The organism is Streptomyces sp. NPDC017448 (assembly GCF_044330565.1).
Taxonomy (GTDB): Bacteria; Actinomycetota; Actinomycetes; order Streptomycetales; family Streptomycetaceae; genus Streptomyces.
The window spans coordinates 214,209-239,948 of record NZ_JBIRLM010000010.1 but is presented as its reverse complement, the minus strand read 5'-3'; the positions used below and the strand labels follow the sequence as shown (position 1 = coordinate 239,948).

General features: G+C 73.7%; 25 protein-coding genes. 14 read left to right on the top strand and 11 right to left on the bottom strand.

Features of this window, described 5'->3' with window-relative positions; all coding sequences use genetic code 11:
• Positions 1-11: 11 nt before the first annotated feature.
• The 3 genes from ACH4K1_RS19085 to ACH4K1_RS19075 all read right to left on the bottom strand — a co-directional run bounded on the left by ACH4K1_RS19085 (position 12) and on the right by ACH4K1_RS19075 (position 2,783).
• The gene (locus tag ACH4K1_RS19085) at positions 12-470 is read right to left on the bottom strand and encodes a universal stress protein (protein WP_398090455.1); all 459 of its coding nucleotides are present in this window, start codon (positions 468-470) and stop codon (positions 12-14) included.
• A gap of 76 nt (positions 471-546) precedes the next feature.
• Positions 547-816, bottom strand: coding sequence for a hypothetical protein (locus ACH4K1_RS19080; RefSeq protein ID WP_398090454.1), 270 nt, complete (start codon positions 814-816; stop codon positions 547-549).
• Positions 817-1,664: 848 nt separating this feature from the next.
• Complete coding sequence (locus ACH4K1_RS19075) at positions 1,665-2,783, bottom strand: enoyl-CoA hydratase/isomerase family protein (RefSeq protein ID WP_398090453.1); 1,119 nt, start codon at positions 2,781-2,783, stop codon at positions 1,665-1,667.
• 278 nt (positions 2,784-3,061) lie between these two features.
• Between ACH4K1_RS19075 and ACH4K1_RS19070 the strand changes: the two genes are divergently transcribed.
• Positions 3,062-5,200, top strand: coding sequence for a SpoIIE family protein phosphatase (locus tag ACH4K1_RS19070; protein ID WP_398090452.1), 2,139 nt, complete (start codon positions 3,062-3,064; stop codon positions 5,198-5,200).
• Between the two features lie 101 nt (positions 5,201-5,301).
• On the opposite strand, the gene ACH4K1_RS19065 is transcribed toward ACH4K1_RS19070, so the two are convergent.
• The 4 genes from ACH4K1_RS19065 to ACH4K1_RS19050 form a co-directional block, all read right to left on the bottom strand.
• A complete protein-coding gene (locus ACH4K1_RS19065) occupies positions 5,302-5,946 on the bottom strand; it encodes an LAETG motif-containing sortase-dependent surface protein (protein WP_398090451.1) in 645 nt (214 codons plus the stop codon).
• Positions 5,947-6,202: 256 nt separating this feature from the next.
• Positions 6,203-6,691 carry a GNAT family N-acetyltransferase gene (locus ACH4K1_RS19060; RefSeq protein ID WP_398090450.1) on the bottom strand — a complete coding sequence of 163 codons (489 nt, stop codon included), beginning with the start codon at positions 6,689-6,691 and terminating at the stop codon, positions 6,203-6,205.
• A gap of 39 nt (positions 6,692-6,730) precedes the next feature.
• Positions 6,731-7,891 (bottom strand): DUF6397 family protein, encoded by a 1,161-nt coding sequence (locus ACH4K1_RS19055; protein ID WP_398090449.1) that lies wholly within the window; start codon positions 7,889-7,891, stop codon positions 6,731-6,733.
• Positions 7,892-7,999: 108 nt separating this feature from the next.
• Positions 8,000-8,413, bottom strand: coding sequence for a roadblock/LC7 domain-containing protein (locus tag ACH4K1_RS19050; RefSeq protein ID WP_228994862.1), 414 nt, complete (start codon positions 8,411-8,413; stop codon positions 8,000-8,002).
• A gap of 142 nt (positions 8,414-8,555) precedes the next feature.
• On the opposite strand from ACH4K1_RS19050, the gene ACH4K1_RS19045 reads away from it, so the two are divergent.
• On the top strand, positions 8,556-8,984 hold the full coding sequence (locus ACH4K1_RS19045) for a PPOX class F420-dependent oxidoreductase (RefSeq protein WP_398090448.1): 429 nt from the start codon (positions 8,556-8,558) through the stop codon (positions 8,982-8,984).
• Between the two features lie 21 nt (positions 8,985-9,005).
• On the opposite strand, the gene ACH4K1_RS19040 is transcribed toward ACH4K1_RS19045, so the two are convergent.
• Positions 9,006-9,662 (bottom strand): GTP-binding protein, encoded by a 657-nt coding sequence (locus ACH4K1_RS19040; protein WP_398090447.1) that lies wholly within the window; start codon positions 9,660-9,662, stop codon positions 9,006-9,008.
• A 200-nt stretch (positions 9,663-9,862) separates the two neighbouring features.
• Between ACH4K1_RS19040 and ACH4K1_RS19035 the strand changes: the two genes are divergently transcribed.
• Complete coding sequence (locus ACH4K1_RS19035; RefSeq protein ID WP_398090446.1) at positions 9,863-10,462, top strand: methyltransferase domain-containing protein; 600 nt, start codon at positions 9,863-9,865, stop codon at positions 10,460-10,462.
• A 54-nt stretch (positions 10,463-10,516) separates the two neighbouring features.
• On the opposite strand, the gene ACH4K1_RS19030 is transcribed toward ACH4K1_RS19035, so the two are convergent.
• Positions 10,517-11,422: an oxygenase MpaB family protein gene (locus ACH4K1_RS19030; protein ID WP_398090445.1), complete on the bottom strand. Its 906-nt coding sequence runs from the start codon at positions 11,420-11,422 to the stop codon at positions 10,517-10,519.
• A 199-nt stretch (positions 11,423-11,621) separates the two neighbouring features.
• Here ACH4K1_RS19030 and ACH4K1_RS19025 point away from each other — a divergent pair, with 199 nt between their 5' ends.
• Positions 11,622-12,491, top strand: coding sequence for a hypothetical protein (locus tag ACH4K1_RS19025; RefSeq protein ID WP_398090444.1), 870 nt, complete (start codon positions 11,622-11,624; stop codon positions 12,489-12,491).
• A gap of 18 nt (positions 12,492-12,509) precedes the next feature.
• Here ACH4K1_RS19025 and ACH4K1_RS19020 read toward each other — a convergent pair whose 3' ends face one another.
• Entirely contained in the window at positions 12,510-12,692 is a 183-nt protein-coding gene (locus ACH4K1_RS19020; RefSeq protein ID WP_398090443.1) for a hypothetical protein, read from the bottom strand.
• Positions 12,693-12,885: 193 nt separating this feature from the next.
• On the opposite strand from ACH4K1_RS19020, the gene ACH4K1_RS19015 reads away from it, so the two are divergent.
• From ACH4K1_RS19015 to ACH4K1_RS18980, 8 genes are all read left to right on the top strand, one after another.
• Positions 12,886-15,858 (top strand): DEAD/DEAH box helicase, encoded by a 2,973-nt coding sequence (locus tag ACH4K1_RS19015; protein WP_398090442.1) that lies wholly within the window; start codon positions 12,886-12,888, stop codon positions 15,856-15,858.
• Positions 15,855-17,270: an SWF or SNF family helicase gene (locus tag ACH4K1_RS19010; protein ID WP_398090441.1), complete on the top strand. Its 1,416-nt coding sequence runs from the start codon at positions 15,855-15,857 to the stop codon at positions 17,268-17,270. The genes ACH4K1_RS19015 and ACH4K1_RS19010 overlap by 4 nt, the downstream gene beginning before the upstream one ends.
• 331 nt (positions 17,271-17,601) lie before the next feature.
• Complete coding sequence (locus ACH4K1_RS19005) at positions 17,602-18,186, top strand: N-acetylmuramoyl-L-alanine amidase (RefSeq protein WP_398090440.1); 585 nt, start codon at positions 17,602-17,604, stop codon at positions 18,184-18,186.
• Between the two features lie 114 nt (positions 18,187-18,300).
• On the top strand, positions 18,301-18,510 hold the full coding sequence (locus ACH4K1_RS19000) for a DUF2945 domain-containing protein (protein ID WP_398090439.1): 210 nt from the start codon (positions 18,301-18,303) through the stop codon (positions 18,508-18,510).
• 6 nt (positions 18,511-18,516) lie between these two features.
• Positions 18,517-19,059, top strand: a complete 543-nt coding sequence (locus ACH4K1_RS18995) for a DUF488 family protein (protein ID WP_398090438.1) — start codon at positions 18,517-18,519, stop codon at positions 19,057-19,059.
• A gap of 143 nt (positions 19,060-19,202) precedes the next feature.
• A complete protein-coding gene (locus ACH4K1_RS18990; protein ID WP_398090437.1) occupies positions 19,203-19,382 on the top strand; it encodes a hypothetical protein in 180 nt (59 codons plus the stop codon).
• A gap of 831 nt (positions 19,383-20,213) precedes the next feature.
• Positions 20,214-20,819, top strand: a complete 606-nt coding sequence (locus ACH4K1_RS18985) for a TetR/AcrR family transcriptional regulator (RefSeq protein ID WP_398090436.1) — start codon at positions 20,214-20,216, stop codon at positions 20,817-20,819.
• Positions 20,820-20,870: 51 nt separating this feature from the next.
• Positions 20,871-22,529 carry an acyl-CoA dehydrogenase family protein gene (locus ACH4K1_RS18980; protein ID WP_398090435.1) on the top strand — a complete coding sequence of 553 codons (1,659 nt, stop codon included), beginning with the start codon at positions 20,871-20,873 and terminating at the stop codon, positions 22,527-22,529.
• 74 nt (positions 22,530-22,603) lie between these two features.
• On the opposite strand, the gene ACH4K1_RS18975 is transcribed toward ACH4K1_RS18980, so the two are convergent.
• Positions 22,604-23,437, bottom strand: coding sequence for a TioE family transcriptional regulator (locus ACH4K1_RS18975; RefSeq protein WP_398090434.1), 834 nt, complete (start codon positions 23,435-23,437; stop codon positions 22,604-22,606).
• A 58-nt stretch (positions 23,438-23,495) separates the two neighbouring features.
• Between ACH4K1_RS18975 and ACH4K1_RS18970 the strand changes: the two genes are divergently transcribed.
• Together ACH4K1_RS18970 and ACH4K1_RS18965 are read left to right on the top strand one after the other, a co-directional pair.
• Complete coding sequence (locus ACH4K1_RS18970) at positions 23,496-24,698, top strand: erythromycin esterase family protein (protein ID WP_398090433.1); 1,203 nt, start codon at positions 23,496-23,498, stop codon at positions 24,696-24,698.
• 126 nt (positions 24,699-24,824) lie between these two features.
• Positions 24,825-25,724 (top strand): LLM class F420-dependent oxidoreductase, encoded by a 900-nt coding sequence (locus ACH4K1_RS18965; protein ID WP_398090432.1) that lies wholly within the window; start codon positions 24,825-24,827, stop codon positions 25,722-25,724.
• Positions 25,725-25,740 lie beyond the last annotated feature (16 nt).

Sequence of the window (25,740 nt, the reverse complement as noted above, 5' to 3'; positions counted from 1 at the left end):
CGGCCGGGGGTTCACTTGCCGTCGTCGCGGAACACGACGACCGGGCAGGACGCGTGCTGCGCACATGCCTGGGCCACCGATCCCAGCAGCAGCCCCGAGAAGCCTCCGAGACCACGGCTTCCGACGACCAGCAGGGACGCGCCGCGGGACGCGTCGATCAGCACGCCGGCGGGGGATCCGTAACGGGCCTCCGCACGCACCTCGACCGGCGGCTGCGGTCCCACGGTCTCCTCGACGGCGACCGCGAGGTCCCGGCGCGCCTGGTCCTCCAGGGCGGCTTCGTCGCCGCGGGTCGGGGGCATCCAGCCGAGCGCACCGTGGAACTGCGGAAAATCCCAGGCGGTCACCGCCTCCACCACGCCGTCGGTCGCCTTCGCATACCGCACGGCCCAGCGAAGGGCCTGCTTGGACGAGTCCGAACCGTCCACCCCGACCACGATGCGGCCCGTCTCCTCGCGCTGGTCAGCCATGGTCTCTCTCCTCTGCTCGACGACGGAGGGATACTCCACAGGCCCGTGTCCGCCACCACCGGCTCGGTCTCCAGCCTTACGCCTCCCGCACCGCTCGCGCAGTCCGGGAGGTCCGGATGGGGGGGCCGAAGGCGCCGGACAGGGGCGGCGGCTCCGTCCACCAGCCGGCCTTCACCGCGTGGCAGACCGTGCGGCAGTCGGCGTCGGCGGCCTCCGCGGCCGGCTTCTCCATGGGGCTGCTCCAGACCTTCTTGGCCGGCCTCGCCGGCTCACGGGTCTCGGCGGGCACGTTCGGGGCGTACTTCTTGAGCCTCGCCCGCGAGGACCGGGCGAATGTGTCGCACACGGGACCTGGCCATCGCGAGGCGCCGGTCGAACGCGCCCCCGGCGAAGGGGGCCGCCGAACACCTCCTCGTAGGTGGTCACTTCCGTGTGGTCGTCGCGCCGGGTGCGGTAGACGAGGGCCGGGACCTGGAGACGCCCGGCGGCCTGGAGTCAGCCGAATTCCTCCGCGTCCGCGCGGGGCCCGGCGGACAGGACCTTGTGGAAGTACGCGGAGGGGCTCACGGTGTTCCGGCTCCTTCGGACACGGTGGGCAGGGTGTTCGTCCACTGGCCGAGGACGAGATGGGCGAGCTGCTGGGCGGCTTCCCCGCCGGGGCGGGCTCCGTCCACCAGGCCATGAAGGGGATCCGGGCCGCTGTCGAGGGAGGGGGTGGAGGGCCTCGCTGCCGCCCGGCTGCTCGATGCCGTCGAACCGGAGAAGGACCTTGGCCGGCAGGGCGGTGACTTTGAACAGGACCCGCAGACCGGGGGCGCCTTCGCGGAACTGTCTGCGGACTTCGACGGCGGACTGGACACCTGCTTCCCGGCTCGCGGCGACGTCCTCGGCGAGCAGCGGAACGGGGACGGACACGCTGGGCCGGGCCCAGAACGGGAGATGGGCGCCGGTGCCGAGAAGGGTCAGGGCGTGCAGCAGGCGTGCGTGACGGTGTCGAGTGCGCAGGTACTCCCCCGCGGTGTTCTTGCCGCTCTCGGACATCCCGCCGAGCGCCAGAACACGCGCCTCGGGCGGGCACGGGGCCGGCGCCCACGGGACGTGTGGGCACCAGTCCGACGAGCAGCACGACCGGCCGGACAAGTCCTGGCCGGAGCGTGTGCCGGCCGGGCAGGACCGGCGCAGCACCGGTTCGTCCTACCCGGCCTCTGCCCCCGGGGTGCGAGCACCCCGCGCCGGGGCGTTCGCGGAGGGCCGGGCGAGACCGAGCTCCCGCTCGCCGGGGCCGAGCGGGGCGAAGAACCGGGCGACCTGCTCGTCGTCGACCTCGGCGAGGGTGCCGGGCTTCCACTGCGGATCGTTGTCCTTGTCGATGATCCGGGCGCGCACCCCCTCCACGAAGTCGGGCTGCTCGAAGGCCCGGCTGGAGACACGGAACTCCTGATCGAGTACGGCTTCCAGGCTGTCGAGCCGGGCTGCCCGGCGGACAGCGGCGAGGGTGACCTTGAGCGCGAGCGGGGACTTGGTCAGGAGCTCGTCGGCGGCCTCCCGCGCTGCGGGGACTCCGCTCGCCCGCAGCCGGTGGAGGATTTCCTCCACGCTCTCCGCCGCGTAGCAGTCGTCGATCCAGTCGCGCTGTGCGTCGAGGTCTCCGGTGGGCGGCTGCGTGGCGAACCGTTCGACGACTCCCGCGACGGACTCGCCGGGGAGGGCCGGATCGCCCAGCGCCTCGGCCAGGGCCGGCAGGAGGCGGGCCGGGACGTGGTGGTCGGCCAGACCGCAGAGGAGGGCGTCGGCCGCCCCGATCGAGCGGCCCGTGAGCGCCAGATGGGCACCCAACTCGCCCGGGGCCGCGGCCAGCAGGCGGGTGCCTCCGACATCGGGCACGAAGCCGATGGCCGTCTCGGGCATGGCGACACGTGAGCGTTCGGTGACGACCCGGACGTCGGCATGGGCCGACACCCCCACGCCGCCGCCCATCACGATGCCGTCCATCAGGGCGACGTAGGGCTTGGGGAATCGGGCGATGCGGGCGTTGAGACGGTACTCGTCCCGCCAGAACTCCAGCGACGCCCGCCCCGAGGCCCGGGCGTCGTCGTGCAGGGCCCGGATGTCGCCGCCGGCGCACAGGCCCCGGTCGCCCGCCCCGGACAGCAGCACGGAGGTGATCGCCTCATCCTGCTCGGCGCGGTCCAGGGCCTCGTGGAGGATCCGCACCATGGTGTGGCTGAGCGCGTTGAGGGCGCGGGGGCGGTTGAGGGTCAGGTGCAGGCATGCGCCCCGCGTCTCCAGCAGGACGGGCCGGTCGTCGTTCATGCGTGCGCTCCGCTCACTGGGTCGTGGACATGCTGATGGACCGCGGGGTTCCCCGCCATGATCGCTGATGGTCCCCGCCGCCCTTCCGCGGCCCCCGGTACGACAGGAAACGCGGGGGACGGGTGGGAACGCGACCGTACGGATCTCCTGGGGGCGGGGGCCGAAGGCGGGCGGATCGGCCGGGTGAGCCCTGTGGCACTCCGGTGGTCGCGGCTCGACAATTGAGGCCGACGGGGTGCACCGACGCACGGCCCGACCGGACGATCTCCGGAGCAGGAATGACCGACGACGAACGGCGGCAGGACGCCGAAGCCGCTCCGCTCCGCCCGCTCGGCCGGAAGAACAACGGAGAGATCCGGCCGCCGGAACGCCTCGCCATGAACCGGACCGGCAGTTTCGACTGGGACCTGGACACCGGGGTCGTTGACGTGGACGAGGCCGGGCTCATGGTGTTCGGCGTGGCCCCCGCGGCGTTCGACTCCCGGCCGGGCATCCTGCTGGAACGTCTGGAACCGGCGGAGCGGGCCAGGCTCGACGTCACGGTCGACGAGGCCATCACCGGCGGTGGCAACTCCTACAGCGTCCATTTCACCGTGCCGCTCGACGACGGGACCACGCAGTGGACGCATGTCCAGGCCCGCATTCTGCGGTCGAAGGACGGAAAGGCCCACCGGATCGTGGGGATCGTCCGGGACGCGACGGCGGAGGCCACCCATTCGGCCTTCGTCCTCAATCTGGAAAAGCGGCGGCAGCGCCAGACCGATATCGTTGAACGCACAACGAGCGCTATGTCCCGTGCGGTGACCGTGGACGACGTGACGGCCGCCCTCACCGGCCCCGGGGGGCTGGCCCGGCTCGGGGCGGACGGTCTCGCCCTGGGGCTCGTGGAGAACTCCACGCTGAACATCGTCGCGTTGAGCGGCGAGTCGCTGGAGGCCCTCGACGGCCTCGGTTCCGGTGATCTCGACCGCGACCTCCCGCTCACGGACACCATCCGAAGCGGACGCCCCCGGTTCATCACCTCGCCGGCCGCGCTCGCCCGTCGCTACCCGGAGTTGGAGCCCCGCCTCGGCGGGCTCGGGTTCCGGGCGGCGGCGTACCTCCCGCTGGTGGCGCAGGCCCGGTCGCTCGGCGGCCTGGCCCTCTTCTACCGCGAGCGCACGGTCTTCAACGCGGACGAACGCATCCTGTGTCTGGGGCTTGCCGCCATCGTGGCGCAGTCCCTGCAACGGGCGATGCTCTTCGACGAGGAGCGCGAGTTCGCCACCCAGCTCCAGTCCGCGATGCTCCCCTCCCGGATACAGGAGGTCGAGGGCGGTGAGATCGCGGTCCGGTACCACGCCGCCTGGAGCGGCCGTCAGGTCGGCGGCGACTGGTACGACGTGATCACCCTGCCCAAGAACCGGTACGGGCTGGTCGTGGGGGACGTCCAGGGGCACGACACCCACGCGGCCGCGATCATGGGCCAGTTGCGTATCGCCCTGCGCGCGTACGCCTCCGAGGGGCACCCGCCGGCCTCCGTGCTGGCCCGGGCCTCCCGCTTCCTCTCCGAACTGGACACCGACCGCTTCGCCACCTGCACGTACGCCCAGGTCGACCTGGCGTCCGGGGCGGTGCGGGTGGTACGGGCCGGGCACTTCGGTCCGATGATCCGGCACGTCGACGGGCGGGTCGGCAGCCCGCAGGTGCGGGGCGGGCTGCCGCTGGGCATCTCCACGGACCTCCTGGACGAGGAGTACCCGGAGACGCGGCTCGATCTGGTGCCCGGCGAGACGTTCGTGCTGTACACGGACGGGCTGGTGGAGGAGCCCGGGGCCGACCTCGACACCGGGATCGACGCGCTGCGCCATGAGGTGAGCGCCGGGCCCGCCGGGGCCGAGGCCCTGGCCGACCACCTGTCGGAACGGCTGTGGGAGCGCTGGGGCGCCGGGGACGACGTGGCCCTGCTGGTCCTGCGCCGGAGCCCGGATGTGGGGACATCGCAGGCGCCCCGGCTCCACCAGTACATCCACCAGGCGGACCCGGAAGGGCTCTCGGACGCCCGCGCGATCGTGCGCCAGGCCCTCGCCGACTGGGGCATGGACGAGTTCGCCGACGACGCCGAACTGGTCACGGGCGAGTTGCTGGTGAATGTGCTCCTGCACACCGAGGGCGGGGCCGTCCTGACCCTGGAAGTGCTTCCCGAGCCGGTGCGCCGGATCCGGCTGGCGGTCCAGGACCGGTCCAGCGCCTGGCCCCGTCGGCGTACGCCGGGCGAGACGTCCACCTCCGGCCGAGGGCTGCTCCTGCTCGACGCCGTCGCCACCCGCTGGGGGATCGAACCGCGGGGCGAGGGCAAGGCCGTCTGGTGCGAGATCGGCCCCGCTCCCCCGCCGGCCACCGCGCCGCCGGCCACGGTCACGGGCCCGGAGCGATGACGGGGTCGCGGGGTGGCGGGGAGCCGGGAGAAAGGTGCGGGGCGGCACGGCTGCGCCGCCCCGCACCCCCCTCGACTCAGCCGATCCGCTGAACGGAAGCGTCAGTTCTGGGCGGTACGGCGCTTGCGGACGGCCCACAGGATGCCGCCACCGGCCAGCAGCACCGCGACAGCGGCGCCACCGATGATCGGCGTCGACGAGGACGAGCCCGTCTCGGCCAGGTCCGGCGAGCTCGGGCTCGGCGCGGGCACGGCGGGCGCGGACTCCGAAGGCTGCTCACTGGGGGTGGCGCTCGGCTCGGGCGTCCCGGTGGACTGCGACGGGGCCGGCTCGCTCGGAGTCGGCTCGCTCGGAGTCGGCTGGGGCGGGGTGGGGCTGGGCTCCTCCTCGCACACCTCCGCCGTCTTCGTCCTGTCGATGGAGTGCTTGCCGTCGCCGTCGGCGTCCTTGACGACCAGTCGGACGGTCAGCGGCTGGTCGTGCTCGGGCAGCGTCAGCTTCTTGTGGAACTCACGGCCGAACGTCTCGGTGGGGAGCAGGTCCTTCCCGTCCACCGTGACGGTCACCGTGTTGGGGACGCCGTCCGTGTAGTCGATGAGGTCGACGGTCACCTCGGAGCAGGTCACGTCCCAGGTGGGGGTGTGAGCCGCGGCCGGACCGGCGGAGATGACGCCTCCGGTCAGACCGACGACCGCGGCGGCCACGAACGCTCCCGCGCCACGCCACGATCTCCTGGGTATGGTCATGGATTTTTCCTCCAGCTGTTTCTCATCGCCCCGATGGCGGTGAGGCGCACAGTACTGCCCTCGCCCCGCGGCGACTCACCCGCCCCATGAACAATCCGGCGTACCAACTCGGTTCGCTTCCCCGCCACTTCCCGCCCTGCGGGCGGCCGCTCCGCCCCGTCCCCTCCGGCAGTGGCCGAAAGTGCATGGTTCGCACAGGCGCCGCCCGTCATCGTGCGCGGACGTCCGCCCGCGAGGACGGCCATCGGGCGTGCCGTCACAGGGCCTTGTGCATGATGTGAAGCCCCACATAGCCCTGGGCCGGATGGTGGAAGCCCTCCGGCAGCGTTCCGATCACCTCGAACCCGAGCGACCGGTACAGCTTGACCGCATAGGTGTTGGTCTCGACCACCGCGTTGAACTGCATGGCCCGGTATCCTTCGGCGCGCGCCCAGTCGATGGAGTACGCGCACAGCGCGCGTCCCACGCCCCGGCCGGAGCAGGCGGGATCGACCAGGTAGGTGGCGCTGGCGATGTGGGAGCCGTTGCCCATGTGGTTGCGGTTCATCTTCGCCGTACCGAGCACCGTCCCGGCCTCGTCGACGGCGACGACCACGCGGCTCGGCGCCGGGACGAACCACCACCCCTCGGCTTCCTCCTGTCCGAGATCGAGCGGGTAGGTGAGTGTCTCGCCGGCGGAGACGATCGAGTGGAAGAAGGGCCAGATGGCGGGCCAGTCCTTCGCGGTGGCTTCTCTGATCAACATCCTGCCAGGATGGCCCATACGGTCGGTCGGCGCGAAAAGTTATCCCTCGCCCCGGCCGCGCCATCCCAGCCTGGTGAGGAGCCTCTTCGCCCTCGGACCACCGGGAACGGCGGAACGCGACGCCCTGACGCAGACCGGCGGTGTCGACTCGTCGACGGACGGCCGGGCCACTTCCGCAGATCGGCTCCCGGGAGCGGAGCGTGCCGCCACCGCCCCCCGCCTCCCGGCGCTCTCCTCGCTTTCCGCGCCCTTTCCGCTCCCGGCGACGGCCTCGGCAGCCGAAGCCCTGCGAGTCCCGGCGTCGCTCCCCGGCGTCGGGGCCGGCCGGTGCTCGCGCGCCCGGTCCAGTTCAAGCGCCAGGTTGACCCGCCGCCAGAGGATCTCGTCAGGGTCGTCGGCCGGCATCAGCTCCGCCAGGGCCTCCCTCGCCGCCATCGAGACCGGGCGTCCGAAGACCGGCGCCGGACGGACCCGTGCGAGATGAGCACGTTCATAGGGGTCGTCCACCACTTCCGCCAGTTGCACCGGGTCCAGCGCGGAAGCGTGGGCCGCCGCCCGCTCCCAGGGATCCCGCGAGCGGTTCACCAGCCGGTCGATCCGCTGCGAGCGCCAGTTGCGCGCCCGCAGGTCGGTACCCGCCTCCAGGGCGGCGCGCACCTCCCCGGCCATCCGCCCACCGAGCAACTGGGGCTCCCGGGCCGCGAACGCGACGAGTTCGTCCGCCAGATAGAGCCACACCACCGCGCGGTACCGGTTCAGATAGAACGTCACCGGGGAGACGCAACCTGCCCGGGCCAGCCGGGTGAACCTGGCCGGGGCGATACCCATCAGGGCCGCGCCCTCCGCCGTGCCGACGGTGCGGACCCTCTCCGTCAAGCTGCCGGGAAAACCCGGCAACCCCCGTAGACGCTCGATCTCCTCCTCGTGCACGCGTGGCCGTCCACCGTCCGGACCGGTGACGACGGCGATCAGCCCGAGGTGCACCGCGATCTCGAACTCCGCGCGCCGGAGGCCGAGTTCACGAACGGCTCGCCCGGCCGCGACCGTCGCCGTCCGGGCGGCGCCCCCGCCCCGTCCGCCGGTGCCCTCCGTACGCGTCACCGCCGCGGGGGCGTCCGCCCCCACCCGCGTGTCCTCGGCCCGCACGGCTCGTGCGTTCCGGCCGCCGACGTCCGCCCGCAGCGCTCCGCTGACTGTCATGGCTGTCTCCCCCGCCATCTCGACTACTCTCCGTGATCACGGTAGCCCAGAAGAGCCATCGCCCGTCAGTCCTGTGGACAACTCTGCGGGGAGCGGAGAAGAAGCAGGTCAGAAGGGTCCGAGATCGTCGGGGCCGCCCTGGCGGACGGAGACTCCGAGGTGTTCTCCGACCCGGTTGACGAGCAGGGTCATCTCGTAGGCGACCTGGCCGACGTCGGCTTCGGCCGCGGTCAGCACACAGAGGCAACTGCCGTCGCCGGCGGCCGTCACGAAGAGCAGCGCTTCGTCGAACTCCACCATCGTCTGGCGGGCCCGGCCCGCCCGGAAGTGGCGCCCCGATCCGCGCGCCAGACTCTGGAGACCGGAGGCGACCGCCGCCAGGTGTTCCGCGTCCTCGCGGGCCAGTCCGGTACTGGCCCCGGTGACCAGCCCGTCGTTCGAGAGGACCAAGGCGTGCCGTATGAACTGCACCCTTTTCGTGAGATCGTCGAGAAGCCAGTCGAGTCCCCGGTCAAGCGGCATGTGCTCGTCCTCCCCGTGCCTTCGTTCCCCGTGCCCCCGTTACGCCCGCCAGCCTCGCGCACCCGCCCCGTAGGAGCAAGCGCCCCTCCCGTCTCGGGGCGCCGCTTCGCGCCATCCGCGCAAGGGGCTCAGGATGGGGCCCATGGCACACCACATGACTGAAGACGCATGGCGGGCCTTCCTCTCGGAAGGCACGCGCACGGCGAAGGTTTCGACGGTGCGGGCCGACGGCAGTCCGCACGTCGCACCCGTCTGGTTCCTCCTCGACGGCGACTCGGTGGTCTTCAACACCGGCAAGGAGACCGTGAAAGGACGCAACCTCGCACGCGACGGACGGGTCGCCCTGTGCGTGGACGACGACCGGCCGCCGTACGCGTTCGCGGTGGTGAACGGACGCGCCGAGCTGAGCGAGGACCCGGACGAGCTCCTGCGGTGGGCGACGCTGATCGCCCGCCGCTACGTGGCGGCGGACGACGCCGAGGAGTTCGGACGCCGCAACGGCGTGCCGGGCGAACTGGTCGTGCGGGTACGGATCGACAAGGTGACCGCGATGGCCGACATGGCCGACTGACAGGGGCCCGGCTCCGGAGCGTCAGCCGAGGGAAGCGAGCAGCCGGGCGGTGTGCACCCGGCCGGCGTACTCGACCGCGCGGATCAGGACTTCTTTTCCGGAGGCCCGGTCCCGCGCGTCGCACAGCACGACCGGCGTGCCCCGGTCGAGGCCCAGCGCCCGCGCCACGTCGCACTCCGTACGGCCGGGGGCCTCGGGGAAGCGGTTGACGGCGACCACGAACGGCACCCGTGCGCGCTCGACCTGGTCGACGGCGGTGAAGCAGTCCTCCAGCCGCCGGGCGTCGGCGAGCACGACCGCCGCCAGCGCGCCCGCGCACAGCTCGTCCCACAGGAACCGGAAGCGGTCCTGGCCCGGCATGCCGAACAGGTACAGCGAGAGCCCCGCGTGGACGGTGATACGGCCGAAATCCATCGCTACGGTCGTCGTGGTCCCCCGTGTCCTCCCCCCGGCGCCGCTCCCCTCCCTCCCGCCCCCGTCCGCCGCCTCCTCCGAGCGCAGCGGGCGGATCTCGCTCACCGAGCCGACCAGGGTCGTCTTGCCCACGCCGCTGCCGCCCGCCACGACGAGCTTCACGTTGAGCGCGATGTCCTCCCCGAGCACGGTCCTGCCGATGTCCCCGAAGGCACGGTGGGCGGTGCGACGTTCCAGGCCGCTGTCGGCGCGCTCGGAGGGCATGCGTTCCCTCTCTCTCCTCAGGAATCGCTTCGGGACGACAGCATGGCGACCCGTCCGCTTCGTTCGCGCGGGTTGATCGTTGTTGACCGATGCGGCTTCGCCGCAGTCTCTCCTTGCCGCATCCTGCCCTCATCGCGCTTCTCTTGGACGGGCTCGGGGGTCCGGTGACACGCCCCGCCCGGCTGCGCGACCATGTCCTCATGGCCGACGACCACACCCATGTCCTGGATTTCTTCACCCCCCGGGCGGCCGGCTGGGACAGCCGGTTCCCCGACGACGGTCCCGCCTACGCCGCCGCGGCCGGCCTGCTCGGGCTGCGTCCCGGGGACGCCGTGCTCGACGCGGGCTGCGGCACGGGGCGCGCGCTGCCCGCGCTGCGGGCGGTGGTCGGGCCGCAGGGCACGGTGCTGGGCGCCGACCTCACCCCGGCCATGCTCGCGGAAGCCGTACGGGCGGGGCGGGGCGGCAGCGGGGCGCTCCTCCGGGCCGACGTCGCGCGGCTCCCGCTGCGCGACGGAGCTCTGGACGCGGTGTTCGGAGCCGGACTCCTCTCCCATCTGGCCCGGCCCGAGGCCGATGTGGCGGAACTCGCCCGCGTCGTACGGCCGGGCGGGACGCTCGCCCTGTTCCACCCGATCGGCCGGGCCGCCCTCGCCGCGCGCCAGGGCCGCACCACCACCGACGACGATCTGCGGGCCGAGCCGCGACTGCGGGTTCTCCTGGCCGGTGCGGGGTGGCGGCTGGAGTCCTACACCGACGAGGACGACCGTTTCCTCGCCCTCGCCGTCAAACAGGGCTGAAGGTCTCGCGAGGACACGAGGACGGGGACGGCACCCCGGCCCGCGGCGGCCGCGTCACCCGGCCGGCGTCCGGGGCTGCCGACGGCCGGGAACGGGGCAGCCCCGGACACCCGGTACGGGGAACGTACCGAGCTTCGCGATCTCGTACCCGTCCGGGTACCCCTTGATCTCGGGGTTCTGCCGCGCGTAGTGGGGCCGGCGGCGGGGCGGCATGAGCCGGACGGCACGGGCCCGCAGCCGGAGCGCGCCCCTGGTCGCTCCGCGCGCCACCGGCCCCGGGCGGGGGTAGCGGAACGCCGTGAGCAACGAGTCGTCCAGCAGGGCGCGGGCGGCGCCGCGCACCAGGGGGGCCAGCGGCGCCGGGTACCAGGAGCCCATCAGCGCCAAGGTGGCGTCGGAGACCCGGCGGGCCCCTTCGTCCCAGCCGAAGTGTTCGTCCTCGTAGGCGTCGAGGGTGCGCTCGAACTCCTCGTAGCTCTCCGGCACGTCCTTGATCCCCATCCGGGCGCCGAGAGTGCGGTAGTAGGCGGCGAAGGCGCGCCGTTCGTGGCAGCAGAGGCGCCGCCAGCCGAAATCGTCCAGCCAGCGCTTCGGGGTGACGACGAACGTGCACAGGACGTAGCGCATGTCGTCGTTGCCGATGTCGTAGCTGCGGTGCATCTGGTTGATCCGGCGGATGGCCGTGCGGCCTTCGGCGGCGTCGAAGCCGTGCTCCGCCACCGCGTCGAGGAGCAGGGCGGTGTCGTCGTAGCGCTTCTGGGAACGGTCCGTCAGCTCCGCCGTCTCGTCCAGGAGTCGGCCGATGCTGGGCACGGCGTAGGTACGGTACAGGGCCAGTTCGAGGGCGCGGGTGACGTCCCAGGGGAACTCGTGGGCGACGGTCAGCCGGTAGATCTCGTGGTAGTCCCGCTCCGGGTCCAGTGCCTGGATCTCTTTCAGCCGGTCGTACCGCTTCACCATGCTGTCCCCTCGTTCGGCCGGAAATTCAACCCTACGCACAGAGCCCGCGCGCGCCCAGACGCGCGGCCAGACCCACCCGGACGAGTGGCCCGGCCCCCGGATCACCGACGGTCGCCAGGGCCTCGACGAGGAGGTTACCGAGTAGTTAGGGTGCGCCCACGGGCCACGACGGCCAGACCGGAAGAGGGGCGGGTGCGCGATGAGCGAGGGGGAGGGCGCCGCGCCCGGTGCGGACGACGCGGCCGCCGAGGCCGCGGTCGACGACGACGCCCTGCTGGTGCTGACCGCGATGCTGCTGACGCCCGCGCGGTTCCCCGGCGTGCTCGGGGACGACTACCCGGCCGCGTGCGCCGCGCTCGCGCTCGCACCGTACGAGGAGGGCTACGGCCTGGTGCTCGGGCAGGACGGCCAAGGGGCCCGGTGGACCGTGGTCGTGGAGGACGCCTCCCAGGTGGCCGCCGCCATCGCCGCGTGGGACTGCGGCCTGGAGCACGACCTCTCCCCCGACGAGCGCTCCGTGGTGTGCGCGCTGCCGGGGTGGCCGATGGAGCTCGCCGTCTCGGCTCCGGGCGTCCCCGAACCGCATGATCCGGAGACGGACGCGGAGGGCCCCGCACCGCTGGCCCCGCCCGACCCGGAGGCGTGGGGCCCGCCGCAGCGACGGCTCGGGGCGGACGAGATCGCCGCGCAGTGGCCGGTGTGGCGCGGGCAGCTCGACGACGCGCAGGTGGTGCGGCCGGACGCCGGTCCGGAGGGCGACGCCGGAAGAGAGCCGGCGGACGACGCCTCTGCCGCCGTACGCCATCCCGGCGTACGCAGGGCGCTGTCGGAGGCGGCCGCCTACACGACGGCTCCGCCGCCGCCCGGCCGGATCCGCTCCTCGTACGCCTCGGCCGAGGCCCGCACCCTGCGCGTCGACGGGCCGGGGTGGTCGATGGTGGCGCGGACCGACGACATCGCCCTGTTCCTGCTGGACGAGGAGCCGGGGACCGTCATTCCGGTGGGCCGGGGAGCAGCCCTTCCCGGCCTGCTCATGGCGCTGGACGGGCTGGCCGTCCGTCCAGCGTGACGCCCGCGCCGTCGGCGGTCAGCGGCCGATCCGCTTGCGGTTGATCCGGCGGAGCCGGCTCCGCTGGGACGGGTCCAGCAGCAGATAGCCCGCCGCGGGAACCCCGACCACGATCAGCAGCGCCCACCAGAATCCGAGCAGGGGCCACAGGATCGCTGCCGCGAGAACGCCCCCGATGGCGGCCTTCGCACCGTTCGACATGGTCCACGCCTCCTCCGCGGCCGGCGCCGCTCCTGCCCGGTGAACGCGCCCGGGCGCGCTCGCGTTCCCCATCAGCGCCACTTTCCAGGAGAGAGTGACGCATGCCACACGACCATGCGGCCCCCGGGCGCGCGAAAAGAGATACCCTCGGCGACTCCGCCCACTAGTCAAATTTGAGGAATCTGACATCGCTGTGCACAGACACCCTGCGGCAACACCCTCCGGGATCGCCCGACTGTCCCGCTGCTCCGCGGTCTTCATCCCCGCGGACCCGGCTCGCACCGGCTGCGTCGCGTTCTGGGACCTGGACGGTGGCGCCCCTCCCGAGGGTCCGGGGGCGTTGTCGGAGCTGACCGTGGTCGGGGACGATCTGCGACCCCGTACGGTTCCCGCGCTCCGGCTCCCCGTACGGGACGCCCTGCCGGTGCTGACCCGGGCGCGCGCCGTCGCCCACGCCTCCCCCGCCACCGCGTTCTGGGGCGCCGCCGCCCTCCTGGGCCTCCAGTTCGTCGCCCGCGGGCTGCTGCTGCCGGGGCTGAGCAGCACCGATCACGACGCCTGGCGGATCGGACCGTTGGGCCCCGACGACCTCGAACGTCTGCGGGAACTGGCGGCGTCGATGCCGCCGACCGCGCACGCGACGCCCCTCCCGGGCGACGACGAGCCGTCGCTGCCCGAGCCGGAACACCTGCTGCGGGCGTTCCTCGACGCGGTGGCCGACACCATGCCCCGTACGCCGGCCGCCGGCTTCGCCGTCGGCGGCCCCGCCTTCACCGCGCAGGAGCCGTGCCGTCTGCCCGAGGGGCGGGACTGGGCCGCCGATGTGGCGGCCGGTCACGACGCCGGTGTGCGGCTCTCGTTGCGTATCGAGGTCTCGGGGGTGGCGCTCGGGCGCGGCGAGGCGGGGGCGGCCGACCCCGCGGACAGCGCGGGTTCCCGTGCCGTCCCGGGAGCGGACGGGCGGGATTCCGGTGCGGAGGCGGTCGCGCCGTCGTTCCGGGCGGTGCTCCAGATCCACAGCGTCAGCGACCCCTCCCTCGTCGCCGACGCGGCCGAGGTGTGGGCGGGGGCCTCGCGGACGGCCGCGATGTTCGGGCCCCGCGCCCGGATGGACGCTCTCCTCACCCTGCGGCGCGCCGCCCGCGCGTGGCCCCCGCTGGCGCCGCTGCTCTCCGCCGCGGTGCCGGACTCGGTGGAACCGGCCGACGAGGAGATCGCCGAACTCCTCGGGTCCGCCTCCCGCGCCCTGGCCGCCGTCGGGGTGCAGGTCCACTGGCCCAAGGAGCTGGCCCGCAAGCTCACCGCGCGCGCCGTGATCGGCCCGGACGACCCGGACGCCGAGGGACGGGACCTCGCGGACGGGGCGGGCGCCGGGCGGCGGGGAGGAAGGTCCGCGGAGATGCCGTCGTTCCTCTCCGCGGACGCCCTGCTCTCGTTCGACTGGCGGTTCGCCCTGGGCGACCGGCGGCTGACCCGCGAGGAGGTGGAACGACTCGCCGAGTCCAGCAGGCCCATCGTGCGCCTGCGCGACCAGTGGGTGCTCGTCGACCCGCAGGAGGTACGCCGGGCGCGGGAGGCCCAAGGCCGCAAGGTCACCCCGATCGACGCTCTGGGCGCGGTGCTGACCGGTTCCACGGAGATGGACGGCCGCCGTGTCGAGGTGGCGGCGACCGGATGGCTCCAGCGGTTGCGCGACCGGCTGGCCGATCCGGAGTCCGCCGCCCAGCAGAGCGTCGGGCAGCCCGAAGCGCTCTCCGCGACCCTGCGCGACTACCAGCTGCGCGGACTGAACTGGCTGAACACCATGACCTCTCTCGGCCTGGGGGGCTGCCTCGCCGACGACATGGGGCTCGGTAAGACGATCACCCTCATCGCGCTGCATCTGCACCGGCAGACCGACCGCGAGGCGGCGGGGCCGACGCTGGTGGTGTGCCCGACGTCGCTGATGGGCAACTGGCAGCGGGAGATCGAGAAGTTCGCGCCGGGCGTCCCCGTCCGCCGCTTCCACGGCGCCTCCCGCTCCCTGGAAGGGCTGGCGGAGGGCGAGTTCGTCCTGACGACGTACGGCACGATGCGCCTCGACGCGCCGCGGCTCGCCGCCACACCCTGGGGCATGGTCGTCGTCGACGAGGCGCAGCACGTCAAGAACCCGCACTCGGCGACGGCCAAGCAGCTGCGCACGATCGGGGCGCGGGCCCGGGTCGCGCTCACCGGCACCCCCGTCGAGAACAACCTGACCGAGCTGTGGGCGATCCTGGACTGGACGACGCCCGGCCTCCTCGGCCGCCTGGGCACGTTCCGTACGCGCTACGCCGCGGCGGTGGAGGGCGGCGACGACCCGGCCGCCGCCGAGCGGCTCGCCGCACTGGTCCGGCCCTTCCTGCTGCGGCGGCGGAAGTCCGACCCGGGGATCGCGCCCGAGCTGCCGCCGAAGACCGAGACCGACCGGGCCGTGTCGCTGACGCCGGAGCAGACCGGTCTGTACGAGGCGGTGGTCCGCGAGACCCTGGCGGAGATCGCCGCCGCGGACGGCTTCGAGCGGCGGGGGCTCGTGATGAAGCTGCTGACGGCGCTGAAGCAGATCTGCAACCACCCGGCGCAGTACCTCAAGGAGGAGCGGCCGAGGATCGCGGACCGGTCGGGGAAGGTCGAACTGCTGGACGAACTCCTGGACACGATCCTCGCCGAGCGGGGTTCGGTGCTGGTCTTCACCCAGTACGTGCAGATGGCCAGGCTGCTGGAGGAGCACCTGGCCGCACGCGGCGTGGGAACCCAGTTCCTGCACGGCGGTACGCCGGTGGCCCGGCGCGAGGAGATGGTGGCCCGGTTCCAGGCGGGCGAGGCTCCGGTGTTCCTGCTGTCCCTCAAGGCGGCGGGGACCGGGCTCAACCTCACCCGGGCCGGCCACGTCGTGCACTTCGACCGCTGGTGGAATCCGGCGGTCGAGGCCCAGGCGACGGACCGTGCCTACCGGATCGGCCAGACGCAGCCGGTGCAGGTGCACCGGCTGATCGCCGAGGGCACGATCGAGGACCGGATCGCCGAGATGCTCGCCCGCAAGCAGGGCCTCGCGGACGCGGTGCTCGGCTCCGGCGAGGCGGCACTGACCGAACTGACCGATGCGGAACTGGCCGACCTGGTCGAGCTGCGAGGGGGCGCGCGATGAGCGACGGTTACGAGGACGACCGCCTGTACGGGGCGGGGTACGGAACCGGGTACGGGCGGGGCGGGGCGGACGCCCCGGACGGGGACGAGGAGGCTGCCGCGCGCGAGGGCCGTCGCGGGGTGGAGCGTACGTTCGCGGCGCTTCCGCCGGCGCCGGGCAGGGGTTTCGCCTCCTCCTGGTGGGGCAGGGCCTGGCTCCAGGCCCTGGAGGACACCGCGCTGGACGGCCAGCAGCTCAAGCAGGGCCGCCTGCTGGCCCGGAAGGGCGGGGTCGGGGCGGTCTCCGTACGGCCGGGGCGGATCACGGCGATGGTGCGGGACCGCGACGGCACGGCCCACCGCAGCGACGTCCTGCTCCAGCAGCTCGACGAGGGCGAGTGGGACCGGTTCCTGAACATGGCCGTGGAGCGGGCCGGGCACATCGCGGCGCTGCTGGACCGGGAGATGCCGCCCCACCTGGTGGAGGACGCGGCGGGCGCCGGGGTCGAACTGCTGCCCGGCATCGGGGACCTGGAGCCGGAGTGCACCTGCGGGGCCTGGGACCACTGCCCGCATTCCGGTGCTCTCTGCTATCAGGTGGCGCGCCTGCTGGACGAGGACCCGTTCGTCCTGCTGCTGATGCGGGGGCGTGACGAGCGGCGGCTGCTGGACGAGTTGCAGGTCCGCAGCGCCGCCCGTGCGGCCCGGGCGGACGACGGCGGGGAGCGGGAGTCCGCCGACGACGCGCGGCGGGAGGCGCGCGGAGTACCGGCCGGGGAAGCGTTCGCGGCGGCCGGGATCCTGCCGCCTCTGCCCCCGCCCCCGCCCGTCCCCGACGAGCCGGGACGCGGACCGTCGCTGGACACGGAGACCCGTCCGCCGGCCGGGATCGACCCGGCGGCCCTGGAGGTACTGGCGGCCGACAGCGCGGTGCGCGCCCGCCGGATGCTGCTGGACGCCCTGGCGCCGGGCCACGAGGAGCAGCCGGTCCCGCCGGAGCCGGCCCCGGCGCAGGACGCGGTGCGGCTGGCCGCGGACGCCCGGCCGGAACCGCGGATCGGGGCCCTGCTGGCCATCGGCTCCGGCCGGTCGGCGGCGGAGCTGGACACGGCGGTGCGCGCCTGGCGGTTCGGCGGGGCCGCGGCGCTCGCCGTACTGGACGAGGAGTGGACACCGGGCCAGGAGGACCTGGAGCGGGCCCGCGTCCGGCTCGGCGAGGCGTGGGAGGCGGGCGAGCGGCCGCCGCTGCGGGCGAGCGGGCGGGCCCGCTGGACCGTGGCGGGGGCCGGCCTCCAGCTCCGGCTCGACCGCGACGGGCGCTGGTGGCCGTACCGCAAGGAGGGCGGGCGCTGGATTCCGGCCGGACCGGCGGACGACGATCCGGCCGGAGCGCTGGCGGGGGCCGAGGGCGGGACGGCCGACGCGGCGGTCTGACCCGTTCGGGGTGGGGTCGGGCACGCATCGGGGTCGGGGCCCGGCGGTCCGGCGGAGCCGGCGACTCCCCTCCGGCGGCGCTTCGGCCGCGCGGGCGCCCGTGATACGCGTCAGGGGGCGGGGGCCGTGCGCGGGAGGCGCCCTGACGCGCGGCCGGGCGGGAACCGTGCGCGGCAGACCGGGGTACGCGTCCGGGTGGTGGCCGCGGGGAACCGGAGGCCCCGTACGGGCCGTCATCCGCCTCGACGGGTGATCTTCCCGCCGGGGCCCCGGCGGCCCCCTCCGTACGCCCCCCGCGGTCTCAGGCCCGCCCCCGGACTCAGGAGTGCTGTTGCATCGCAGAAGGATCCTCCAGAGCGTCGCCGCGACGGCAGCGGCGGCCTCCCTGCCGGCCTCCGCGCGGGCCGTGGCGGCGCCGGAGGGCGCCACCGACTACGCGACGGCGCTGTGGGCCCCGGCCGCCCCCGCCAACTACACCGTGCCGTCCCCTCCTTCCGAGCGGCGGGTGGACCGTGTGGTCATCCACGTCGCCCAGCAGTTGTTCACGCCGACCGCGGGCATTTTCCGCGACCCCGCCAAGCGGGTCTCCGCCCACTACGTGGTGCGTTCCGGCGACGGCCATGTCGCCCAGTGCGTACGGGAGAAGGACATCGCCTGGCACGCGGGCGACTGGGACTGGAACACCCGGAGCATCGGCATCGAGCACGAGGGGTGGGTGGACCGCCCGGAGTTCTTCACCGACATCATGTACCTGCGGTCCGCCGAACTCACCGCCGACATCTGCGCGCGTCACGGCATCCCCCGGGACCGCGCGCATATCGTCGGTCACCACGAGGTGCCGGGCAGCGACCACACCGACCCGGGCGTCCTCTGGGACTGGGACCGCTATCTCCGGCTCGTGGCCGGTGCCGGGTGAGGCCGAAGGGCCTCCCAGCGCCACGTACTCGCCGGATAGCCGCCTCCCCGGACGCATGAGATTCTGGAGGCCGTGAAGGATCGAGGCGTGCGACAGAGGGCCGGAGGTACGGACATGGCAAGCGCGTTCACCGTGGGCGACCATGTGCGCTGGAACTCCGAGGCCGGTCACGTCGAAGGCGTCGTCGTCAAGAAGCACACGCGCGACGTGGAGTTCAAGGGGCGTACCCGGCACTGCTCCGAGGACGACCCGCAGTACGAGGTCAAGAGCGACAAGACCGGCCACATCGCCATGCACAAGGGCGGCGCGCTGACGAAGGCGTAGCGGCCGATGTCCACCCGGGTCCACACCATCGGCCATTCCACGCGTTCGTTCGAGGACGTTCTGGAGATGCTGCGCGCACACGACGTCACCTGCCTGGTGGACGTCCGCTCCTTTCCCTCGTCGAGGAAGCACCCGCAGTGGAACCGGGCGGCCGTCGTGGAGAATCTGCCGCCCGGCATCTCCTACCGTTGGATTCCCGGGCTCGGCGGACGGCGCTACACCCCCAAGAACGTCCCGAGCGAGAACGGCGCGTGGCGGGTGAAAGCCTTCCGTGATTACGCCGATCACATGGCGGGCGAAGAATTCGCGGAGGGTCTGCGGGAACTGATCCGCCTCGCGGAACGCGAGTCCACCGCGATCATGTGCAGTGAAGCGGTGCCGTGGCGGTGCCACCGCCGGCTGATCACCGACGCGCTCCTGACCGCCGGAGTGGAGGTCGTGCACATCATGTCCAGGACGGCCGCGAAGCCGGCCGTCCTCAACGAGAACGCGCGTCTCCGCGACGGCCACCTGATATACCCGGCCCCCGGCCCGGAGAAACCGCTGTGACCGTACTCCCCGCGCCGCCGGTGGGGCACGGGGGCGGTCGGAGGCGCATGGTTCGTCTCCGCCGCGTCGTACGAGGCTCGCCGGGGGCCTACCCGTCCCGATGCCGGGCACACGGGTTGCACCGCTCGGAAGGAGCAACTCCCATGCTGGGTATAGCCGCTGCTGTTCTGTTCTTCATCGCGTTCCTCATCAACGCGGCCGACCTCTCGACCAATGACGTGTTCGCGTCGGGCAACGTGATGCTGCTCGGCCTCATGCTCCTCGCCCTGCACGTGGCGGGGGTGGGGGCCGGTAACCGGATCGGCGGCTCACGCAGGCGCTGAGGAACGCGCGGCGGGGGGGGGCCCCGGCGGGGGGGGCCCCCCCCCCGGGGGGCCCCGGGGGGGGGGGGGGGGGGCGGGGGGCCGGGGGGGGCCCCCCCGGGGGGGGGCGGGCCCGGGGGGGGGGGGCCCCCGGGGGGGGGGCCCCCCCGCCGCGCGTTCCACCGGAGGCCTCGGTCGAGGATCCGGGCGACGCCCTCACGGTAGGAGGTGACGGCGAAGCCGGAGGAGCGCTTCGTGGACTTGGAGATGTCGAAGACGTTGCCCCCCGGTAGCACGGCAGCAGTTCCCCGACCTCTCCGAGCGGGGCGATGAAGCGGCCGCCGAGGGTGAAGACCGCCAGGGGAAGCACGGTGTGAGGAGTTCGGCGTCGGCGTCGGCCCGATCGGCGAATCGACCTTGGTCTTCGACTGCCGTCGGAAGAAGTCCACGGCGGCGACGCGCGGATCCCGGGCGATCTCGTCGAGATCGGCGGCCATCCGGAACCGGTCGTACAGACCGCCCCGGGGAACCGGGACCTCACGGCCTACCAGATCGACCTCGACGGTGTTCTCGTGGGTCTGCGGCGATGACATGAAGGTTTACCCACCCCCATATAAGCAATGCGCACATGCCTGTAGAACTCGATGTGAGCGCCGTCAGCAACAGAGGGGCTCCTACCGGGGAGCACGGCGGCCGGGCGGTACGTCCGGCGCCGTACGCGGACCATGGCGGCGGGGTGGCCGAAGCGACGGCCGCGCCCGCCCGGCCGGCCCCGGGCCGCCGGAGGACGGGCGCGCCGCCCGTCGGCTCACGACCGTGGCGCGATGCTCTGAATGATGGTTCACTTCTTCCATGGCCTATCGCAAGACCCCGGCCGAAGCGCGCCGGCTCGAAGCCGCCCGGGAGCATCTCGTCGTACGCGCCACCGAGGTGGTGGCGGAGGCCGGGTGGGCGCAGGCGTCCGTGACGGCCGTCGCCGACGCGGCCGGGATCGCCGCCGGCTCCGTCTACCAGCACTTCCCGTCCAAGTCCGCGCTCGCGGTCGAGGTCTTCCGGCGTGCCGCACAACGCGAGGTGGAGGTGCTGACCGAGGTGCTGGCGGGCGACGGCGACGCGACCGAGCGCCTGCGCCGGGGGGTGGAGGTGTTCGCCCGCCGCGCCCTGGAGAACCCCGGTCTGGCCCACGCCCTGCTCGCCGCCCCCGCCGAGCCCGCGGTCGGCGCGGAGCGTCTCGCCTTCCGGCGCCGCTACCGGGCGCTGTTCGCCGCGGTGATCGACGAGGGGATCACCGCGGACCTGCTGCCCGCCCAGGACCCGGAGACCACCGCCGCCGCCCTCACCGGCGCCGTCGGCGAGGTCCTCGTGTACCCGCTGACCACCTCGGCCGCGCACGACGCGGACCTGCTCGTCGCCCGCCTCACCGCCGTGGCCCTGCGCTGCGCGGGCGCGGCCCCCTGACCCGCACCGCGTCCCTGCGCCCCCCCGTCCCGCCGTCCCGGAGGAAATGCGATGACCCCGCCCGACACCCCGCGCAGCAACCCGTCCGCCGTGACACACGAGGTGACCAACCAGCCGCCTCCGCTCCTCGGTCACGACGCCGCCGACGACGCGGTGCTGCTCGAAGGGGTACGGCGCGAGGGCGCCGGGTGGCACGTGGACGAGCTGCACCGCTTCGGCCGCTACGTGGGCAGCGAGGAGGCGCAGCACTGGGCCGACCAGGCCAACCGCCACGAGCCGGAGCTGCGTACCCACGACCGCTTCGGCCACCGGATCGACGAGGTCGAGTTCCACCCCGCCTACCACGCCCTGATGGAGGCGTCGGTCGGGGCCGGACTCGCCGGGGCGGCCTGGGCCGACGAGCGCCCCGGAGCCCATGTCGCCCGCGCCGGGGGCTTCATGCTGGCCTCGATGCTGGAGCAGGGGCACCTGTGCCCGGTCTCCATGACGTACGCCGTGGTCCCCGCCCTGCGCCGCTCCCCCGCCCTCGCCACCACGTACGAACCGCTGCTGACCAGCCGGGTGTACGAGCCGGGGCTGCGCACGCCCACCGCCAAGCGGGGCCTGCTCGCCGGTATGGGCATGACGGAGAAGCAGGGCGGCACCGATGTGCGCGCCAACACCACGGCCGCCGTCGAGCAGGGCGACGGGACGTGGCGGCTGCGCGGACACAAGTGGTTCACCAGTGCGCCGATGAACGATCTCTTCCTGGTGCTGGCCCAGTCGCCGGGCGGCCTGTCCTGCTTCCTGGTGCCGCGCGTGCTGCCGGACGGGAGCCGCAACACCTTCCGTATCCAACGGCTCAAGGACAAGCTCGGCAACCGCTCCAACGCCTCCAGCGAGCCGGAGTTCGACGACACCGTGGCCTGGCTCGTGGGCGACGAGGGCAGGGGGGTGCGCACCATCATCGACATGGTGACGATGACCCGGCTCGACTGCGTGCTCGGTTCCGCCGCCGGCATCCGTGCCGCGCTCGCCCAAGCGGCCCACCACGCCCGGCACCGCTCGGTGTTCGGCGCCCTGCTCGTCGACCAGCCGCTGATGCGCAACGTACTGGCGGACCTGTCGCTGGAGTCGGAGGCGGCCACGACCCTGGCGCTGCGCCTGGCGGGGGCCGCCGACCGGGCGCACCGGGGCGACGCCGGGGAACGCGCCTTCCTGCGCCTGGCCACGGCGATCGGCAAGTACTGGGTGTGCAAGCGGCAGCCCGCGGCGGTGGCCGAAGCCCTCGAATGCCTCGGCGGAAACGGGTACGACGAGGCGTCCGGTATGCCCCGGCTGTACCGCGAGGCCCCGCTCAACGGCATCTGGGAGGGGTCCGGCAACGTCAACGCCCTCGACATGCTGCGGGCGTTGACGCGTGAGCCGGAGTCGCTCGAAGCGCTGCGCGCCGAGATCGAGGCGGCCGCCGGGGCGGACGCGCGCCTCGACGCGGCCTGGCGGGATCTCCGGGCGGAGCTGGACCGGCCGGAGGACGCCGCGTTGCGGGCCCGCCGGGTCGTCGAGCGGGCCGCTCTCGTGCTGCAGGGCTCGCTCCTGGTGCGTCACGCGCCGGGCGCGGTGGCCGACGCGTTCTGCGCCTCCCGTCTCGCCGGTGACCAGGGGCTCGCCTTCGGCACTCTTCCCGCGGGTACGGGCTTCGGGGCTCTGCTGGGCCGGCTGCCGGCCTGAGCAGGGCGGCAGCCGGTGCCGGGAGGCGGCGGGCCGTCGCCCGCCCACGTTCGCCGCGGGGGCCGCCGCCCTGGTCAGGTGGCGTGCGGGCCCTCCGGGTCCGGCCGGGTGGCCGGTACGCCGCGCTCGTCGAGGTAGGCGTCCAGCGCGGCGGCCCCGGCCAGCATCGCGCGCCCGCGGGCGGCCAGCCGGGCATGCCAGTCGTGCAGGGCGGCCGCCAGCGGTTCCGGACCGCCGGCCGCCCGCAGCCGGTCGACCAGCAGGGCGATCTGCTCCAACCGGTAGCCTCCCCGCCTGAGTTGGTGGGCCAGCCGCACGTCCCGCACATCGGCCCCGCCGTACACCCGGTATCCGGTGCGCGGATCGCGGTGCGGGGCCACGATCCCGGCGCGCTCCCATGCCCGCAGGGTGGCGGGCCTGATCCCGAGCTTCGCCGCCAGCGGGCCCACGAACATCCCACCGCCGCCGGACCCGGGCCCCGCACCGGGGCCGGGCGCCGCACCGGTCCCGGGCGCGGGGTCGGTGCCGGGCGCGGGGTCGGTCCCGGGCGCGGCGTCGGGCCTCAGGTCACGCAGGGCGCTCTCGACGGCTCGCAGGGTGCGCCGGTCCTCCAGGAGCTGGGCGTGGCTCTCGTCGATGAGACGGAACGCCTCCTGCTCTTCGCCGTGGTTCACCGCGCGCATGATCGATGTCGCCGCCGCGTGCCCATGGCCGGGGAGGAGCGCCAGGAAGGCGGCGAGGGCCTGCGCGTGCAGCGGGGTGTAGGTGCGGTAGCCGTGGGGGGTGCGTCCGGCGACCGGCAGGACCCCGGCCGCCTCGTAGTTCCGGACGGCCTGCGTCGACAATCCGTGCCGCCGAGCCAGATCGACCGGCCGGAGGCGTCTACTTGTTTGAGGGTTTTTCCCCATGCGGACGAGGATACCGAGGAAAAGTCTCCACCGAGAGTTCAACGATACGGTTGAAGCCATGGCCAACGACATCAAGGACATCGCCCATGCCGTCCAGGCGGCCTCCGTCATGGAGCTGTTCGCCGCCCCGCCCCGGGTGCTGACCCTCGGCGAACCCACCCACGGGGTGGACGCCCCGCTCCGGCTGCGCAACGCCCTCTTCCGGGAGCTGGTCGAGCAGGCGGGCTACCGGACCGTCGCCCTCGAGAGCGACTGCGTGGCAGGACTCCTCGTGGACGACTACGTGACGACGGGCGCCGGCAGCCTCGACGAGGTGATGGAGCAGGGGTTCAACCACGGTCTCGGGGCTTCTGCCGCCAACCGTGAACTGGTGCGCTGGATGCGCGCCTTCAACGACGGCCGGCCCGCGCTCGACCAGCTCCGGTTCGCCGGCTTCGACGGCCCTCTGGAGATGGCCTGCGCGGCGAGCCCCCGCACGGCCCTCACCGCGCTCCACCGCTGCCTGGCGGACCATGTGGAGACCGGCCTGCTCCCCTGCACCGCCGAAACGCTGGACCGCCTGCTCGGCCCCGACGACCGGTGGACCGATCCCGCCGCGATGCTGGATCCCGCCGCGTCCTTCGGACGGTCGGCCGAAGCCCGCGAACTGCGGCTGCTCGCCGACGACCTGGGGACGCTGCTCGACATCTGGACGCCGCACCTGGCCACGGCGGTCCCCCGGGAGGCGTTCGACCGGGTGCGCCTGTACGCGCGGACCGCCGTCGGCCTGCTGCGGTACCACTACTGGATGGCCGACGCGTCGCCGAGCCGGCTGGCGCGGCTGTCGGGGCTGCGGGACCACATGATGGCGGACCGCCTCCTCGCCCTCGCCGAGCGCGGGCCGGTCCTGGTGCACGCCCACAACAGCCATCTCCAGCGGGACATCAGCTCGATGCGGATGGGCGGGATGCCGCTGGAGTGGTGGAGCGCGGGCTCCCTCGTGAGCGCCCGGCTGGGCGAGGACTACGGGTTTCTGGCCACCGCCTTCGGCACGCTGCGGCACCAGGGGGTCGACGCTCCACCGGCGGACACCCTGGAGGGGGCCCTGTACGCGCACGGGGAGGAGACCTGTCTGGTGGACGCCGCGGAGCTGGCCGCCGCCCTCGGTTCCCCGGGCCCCGGCCGGCGCACGTCCCCGTACTTCGGCTACGCCCCGCTCGACCCGGCCCAGCTGCCCCGTATCGACGGAGTCGTGTTCATGCGGGACGTCCCCGAGGAGTGAGGACGCCCCCGGGGCGGCGGGCGGGCCGGGCCGGTGCCGTGCGGCGCCGCACGCCCCCCGCACCGCCGGACGGGTGAACCTTCGGTCCGTCAGGAATAGTCGGGGCGGAGCGTTGTTGATCCCACCATGACTTCTGAGATTTCCGGTACGGGCAGGAACTTCGGACGCGTGGGGATCTGGAGCGGCGCGCTGCACGCGTCGCGGGTGGACGACGCCGGCGGGAAGGCGATCACGGAGGCGCTCGCCGAGCTCGACGAACTGGGGTACGGCACCGTATGGGTCGGGGGCAGTCCGACGCCCGGGGACGCCGCCGCCGTCGTGGCCGCCACCCGCTCGGTCACGGTGGCCACCGGCATCCTGAGCATCTGGGATCACACGGCGGAGGAGGTGGCCGCCGCGGTCGCGGCGATCGAGCCGGAAGAACGCCGCCGTTTCGTCCTCGGCCTGGGGGTCAGCCACGGCCCGATGGTGCCGCAGTACGCGAAGCCGTACAGCGCGATGGTGGCCTACCTCGACGCGCTCGACGCCGCCGAACCGTCCGTCGGGGCGGGCCACCGGGTCCTGGCGGCCCTCGGCCCGAAGATGCTCGGGCTCGCGGCGGACCGGGCGCTCGGGGCCCACCCCTACCTCGTCACCACCGAGCACACCGCCGAGGCCCGCGAGGCGCTCGGCCCCGACGCGTTGCTCGCCCCCGAGCTGACGGTGGTGCTGGACACCGACCCCGACCGGGCCCGCACCACCGCGCGGACGATGCTGGAGATGTACCTGCGACTGCCCAACTACACCGCCAACCTGCTGCGTCTGGGGTTCACCGAGGGCGACTTCGAGGGCGGCGGCAGCGTCCGGCTGCTCGACGCGCTCTTCGCGCTGGGCGACGCGGAGCAGGTGGTGCGCCGGACCCGGGAGTACCTGGACGCCGGGGCGGACCACGTTGCGTTGCAGGTGCTCACCGCCGAGGAGGGCGGCGGAGGGCTGCCGCGGGCCGCGTGGCGTGAGCTGGCGGAGGCGTTCGGCGACCGGCTCTGAGGCCGCGGACGCACTC

Coding starts and splice junctions, on each gene's coding strand:
- ACH4K1_RS19085 (WP_398090455.1), bottom strand. CDS start 470: ATGGCTGACCAGCGCGAGGAGACGGGCCGCATCGTGGTCGGGGTGGAC.
- ACH4K1_RS19075 (WP_398090453.1), bottom strand. CDS start 2,783: ATGAACGACGACCGGCCCGTCCTGCTGGAGACGCGGGGCGCATGCCTG.
- ACH4K1_RS19070 (WP_398090452.1), top strand. CDS start 3,062: ATGACCGACGACGAACGGCGGCAGGACGCCGAAGCCGCTCCGCTCCGC.
- ACH4K1_RS19065 (WP_398090451.1), bottom strand. CDS start 5,946: ATGACCATACCCAGGAGATCGTGGCGTGGCGCGGGAGCGTTCGTGGCC.
- ACH4K1_RS19060 (WP_398090450.1), bottom strand. CDS start 6,691: ATGTTGATCAGAGAAGCCACCGCGAAGGACTGGCCCGCCATCTGGCCC.
- ACH4K1_RS19055 (WP_398090449.1), bottom strand. CDS start 7,891: ATGACAGTCAGCGGAGCGCTGCGGGCGGACGTCGGCGGCCGGAACGCA.
- ACH4K1_RS19050 (WP_228994862.1), bottom strand. CDS start 8,413: ATGCCGCTTGACCGGGGACTCGACTGGCTTCTCGACGATCTCACGAAA.
- ACH4K1_RS19045 (WP_398090448.1), top strand. CDS start 8,556: ATGGCACACCACATGACTGAAGACGCATGGCGGGCCTTCCTCTCGGAA.
- ACH4K1_RS19040 (WP_398090447.1), bottom strand. CDS start 9,662: ATGCCCTCCGAGCGCGCCGACAGCGGCCTGGAACGTCGCACCGCCCAC.
- ACH4K1_RS19035 (WP_398090446.1), top strand. CDS start 9,863: ATGGCCGACGACCACACCCATGTCCTGGATTTCTTCACCCCCCGGGCG.
- ACH4K1_RS19030 (WP_398090445.1), bottom strand. CDS start 11,422: ATGGTGAAGCGGTACGACCGGCTGAAAGAGATCCAGGCACTGGACCCG.
- ACH4K1_RS19025 (WP_398090444.1), top strand. CDS start 11,622: ATGAGCGAGGGGGAGGGCGCCGCGCCCGGTGCGGACGACGCGGCCGCC.
- ACH4K1_RS19020 (WP_398090443.1), bottom strand. CDS start 12,692: ATGTCGAACGGTGCGAAGGCCGCCATCGGGGGCGTTCTCGCGGCAGCG.
- ACH4K1_RS19010 (WP_398090441.1), top strand. CDS start 15,855: ATGAGCGACGGTTACGAGGACGACCGCCTGTACGGGGCGGGGTACGGA.
- ACH4K1_RS19000 (WP_398090439.1), top strand. CDS start 18,301: ATGGCAAGCGCGTTCACCGTGGGCGACCATGTGCGCTGGAACTCCGAG.
- ACH4K1_RS18995 (WP_398090438.1), top strand. CDS start 18,517: ATGTCCACCCGGGTCCACACCATCGGCCATTCCACGCGTTCGTTCGAG.
- ACH4K1_RS18990 (WP_398090437.1), top strand. CDS start 19,203: ATGCTGGGTATAGCCGCTGCTGTTCTGTTCTTCATCGCGTTCCTCATC.
- ACH4K1_RS18985 (WP_398090436.1), top strand. CDS start 20,214: ATGGCCTATCGCAAGACCCCGGCCGAAGCGCGCCGGCTCGAAGCCGCC.
- ACH4K1_RS18980 (WP_398090435.1), top strand. CDS start 20,871: ATGACCCCGCCCGACACCCCGCGCAGCAACCCGTCCGCCGTGACACAC.
- ACH4K1_RS18975 (WP_398090434.1), bottom strand. CDS start 23,437: ATGGGGAAAAACCCTCAAACAAGTAGACGCCTCCGGCCGGTCGATCTG.
- ACH4K1_RS18970 (WP_398090433.1), top strand. CDS start 23,496: ATGGCCAACGACATCAAGGACATCGCCCATGCCGTCCAGGCGGCCTCC.
- ACH4K1_RS18965 (WP_398090432.1), top strand. CDS start 24,825: ATGACTTCTGAGATTTCCGGTACGGGCAGGAACTTCGGACGCGTGGGG.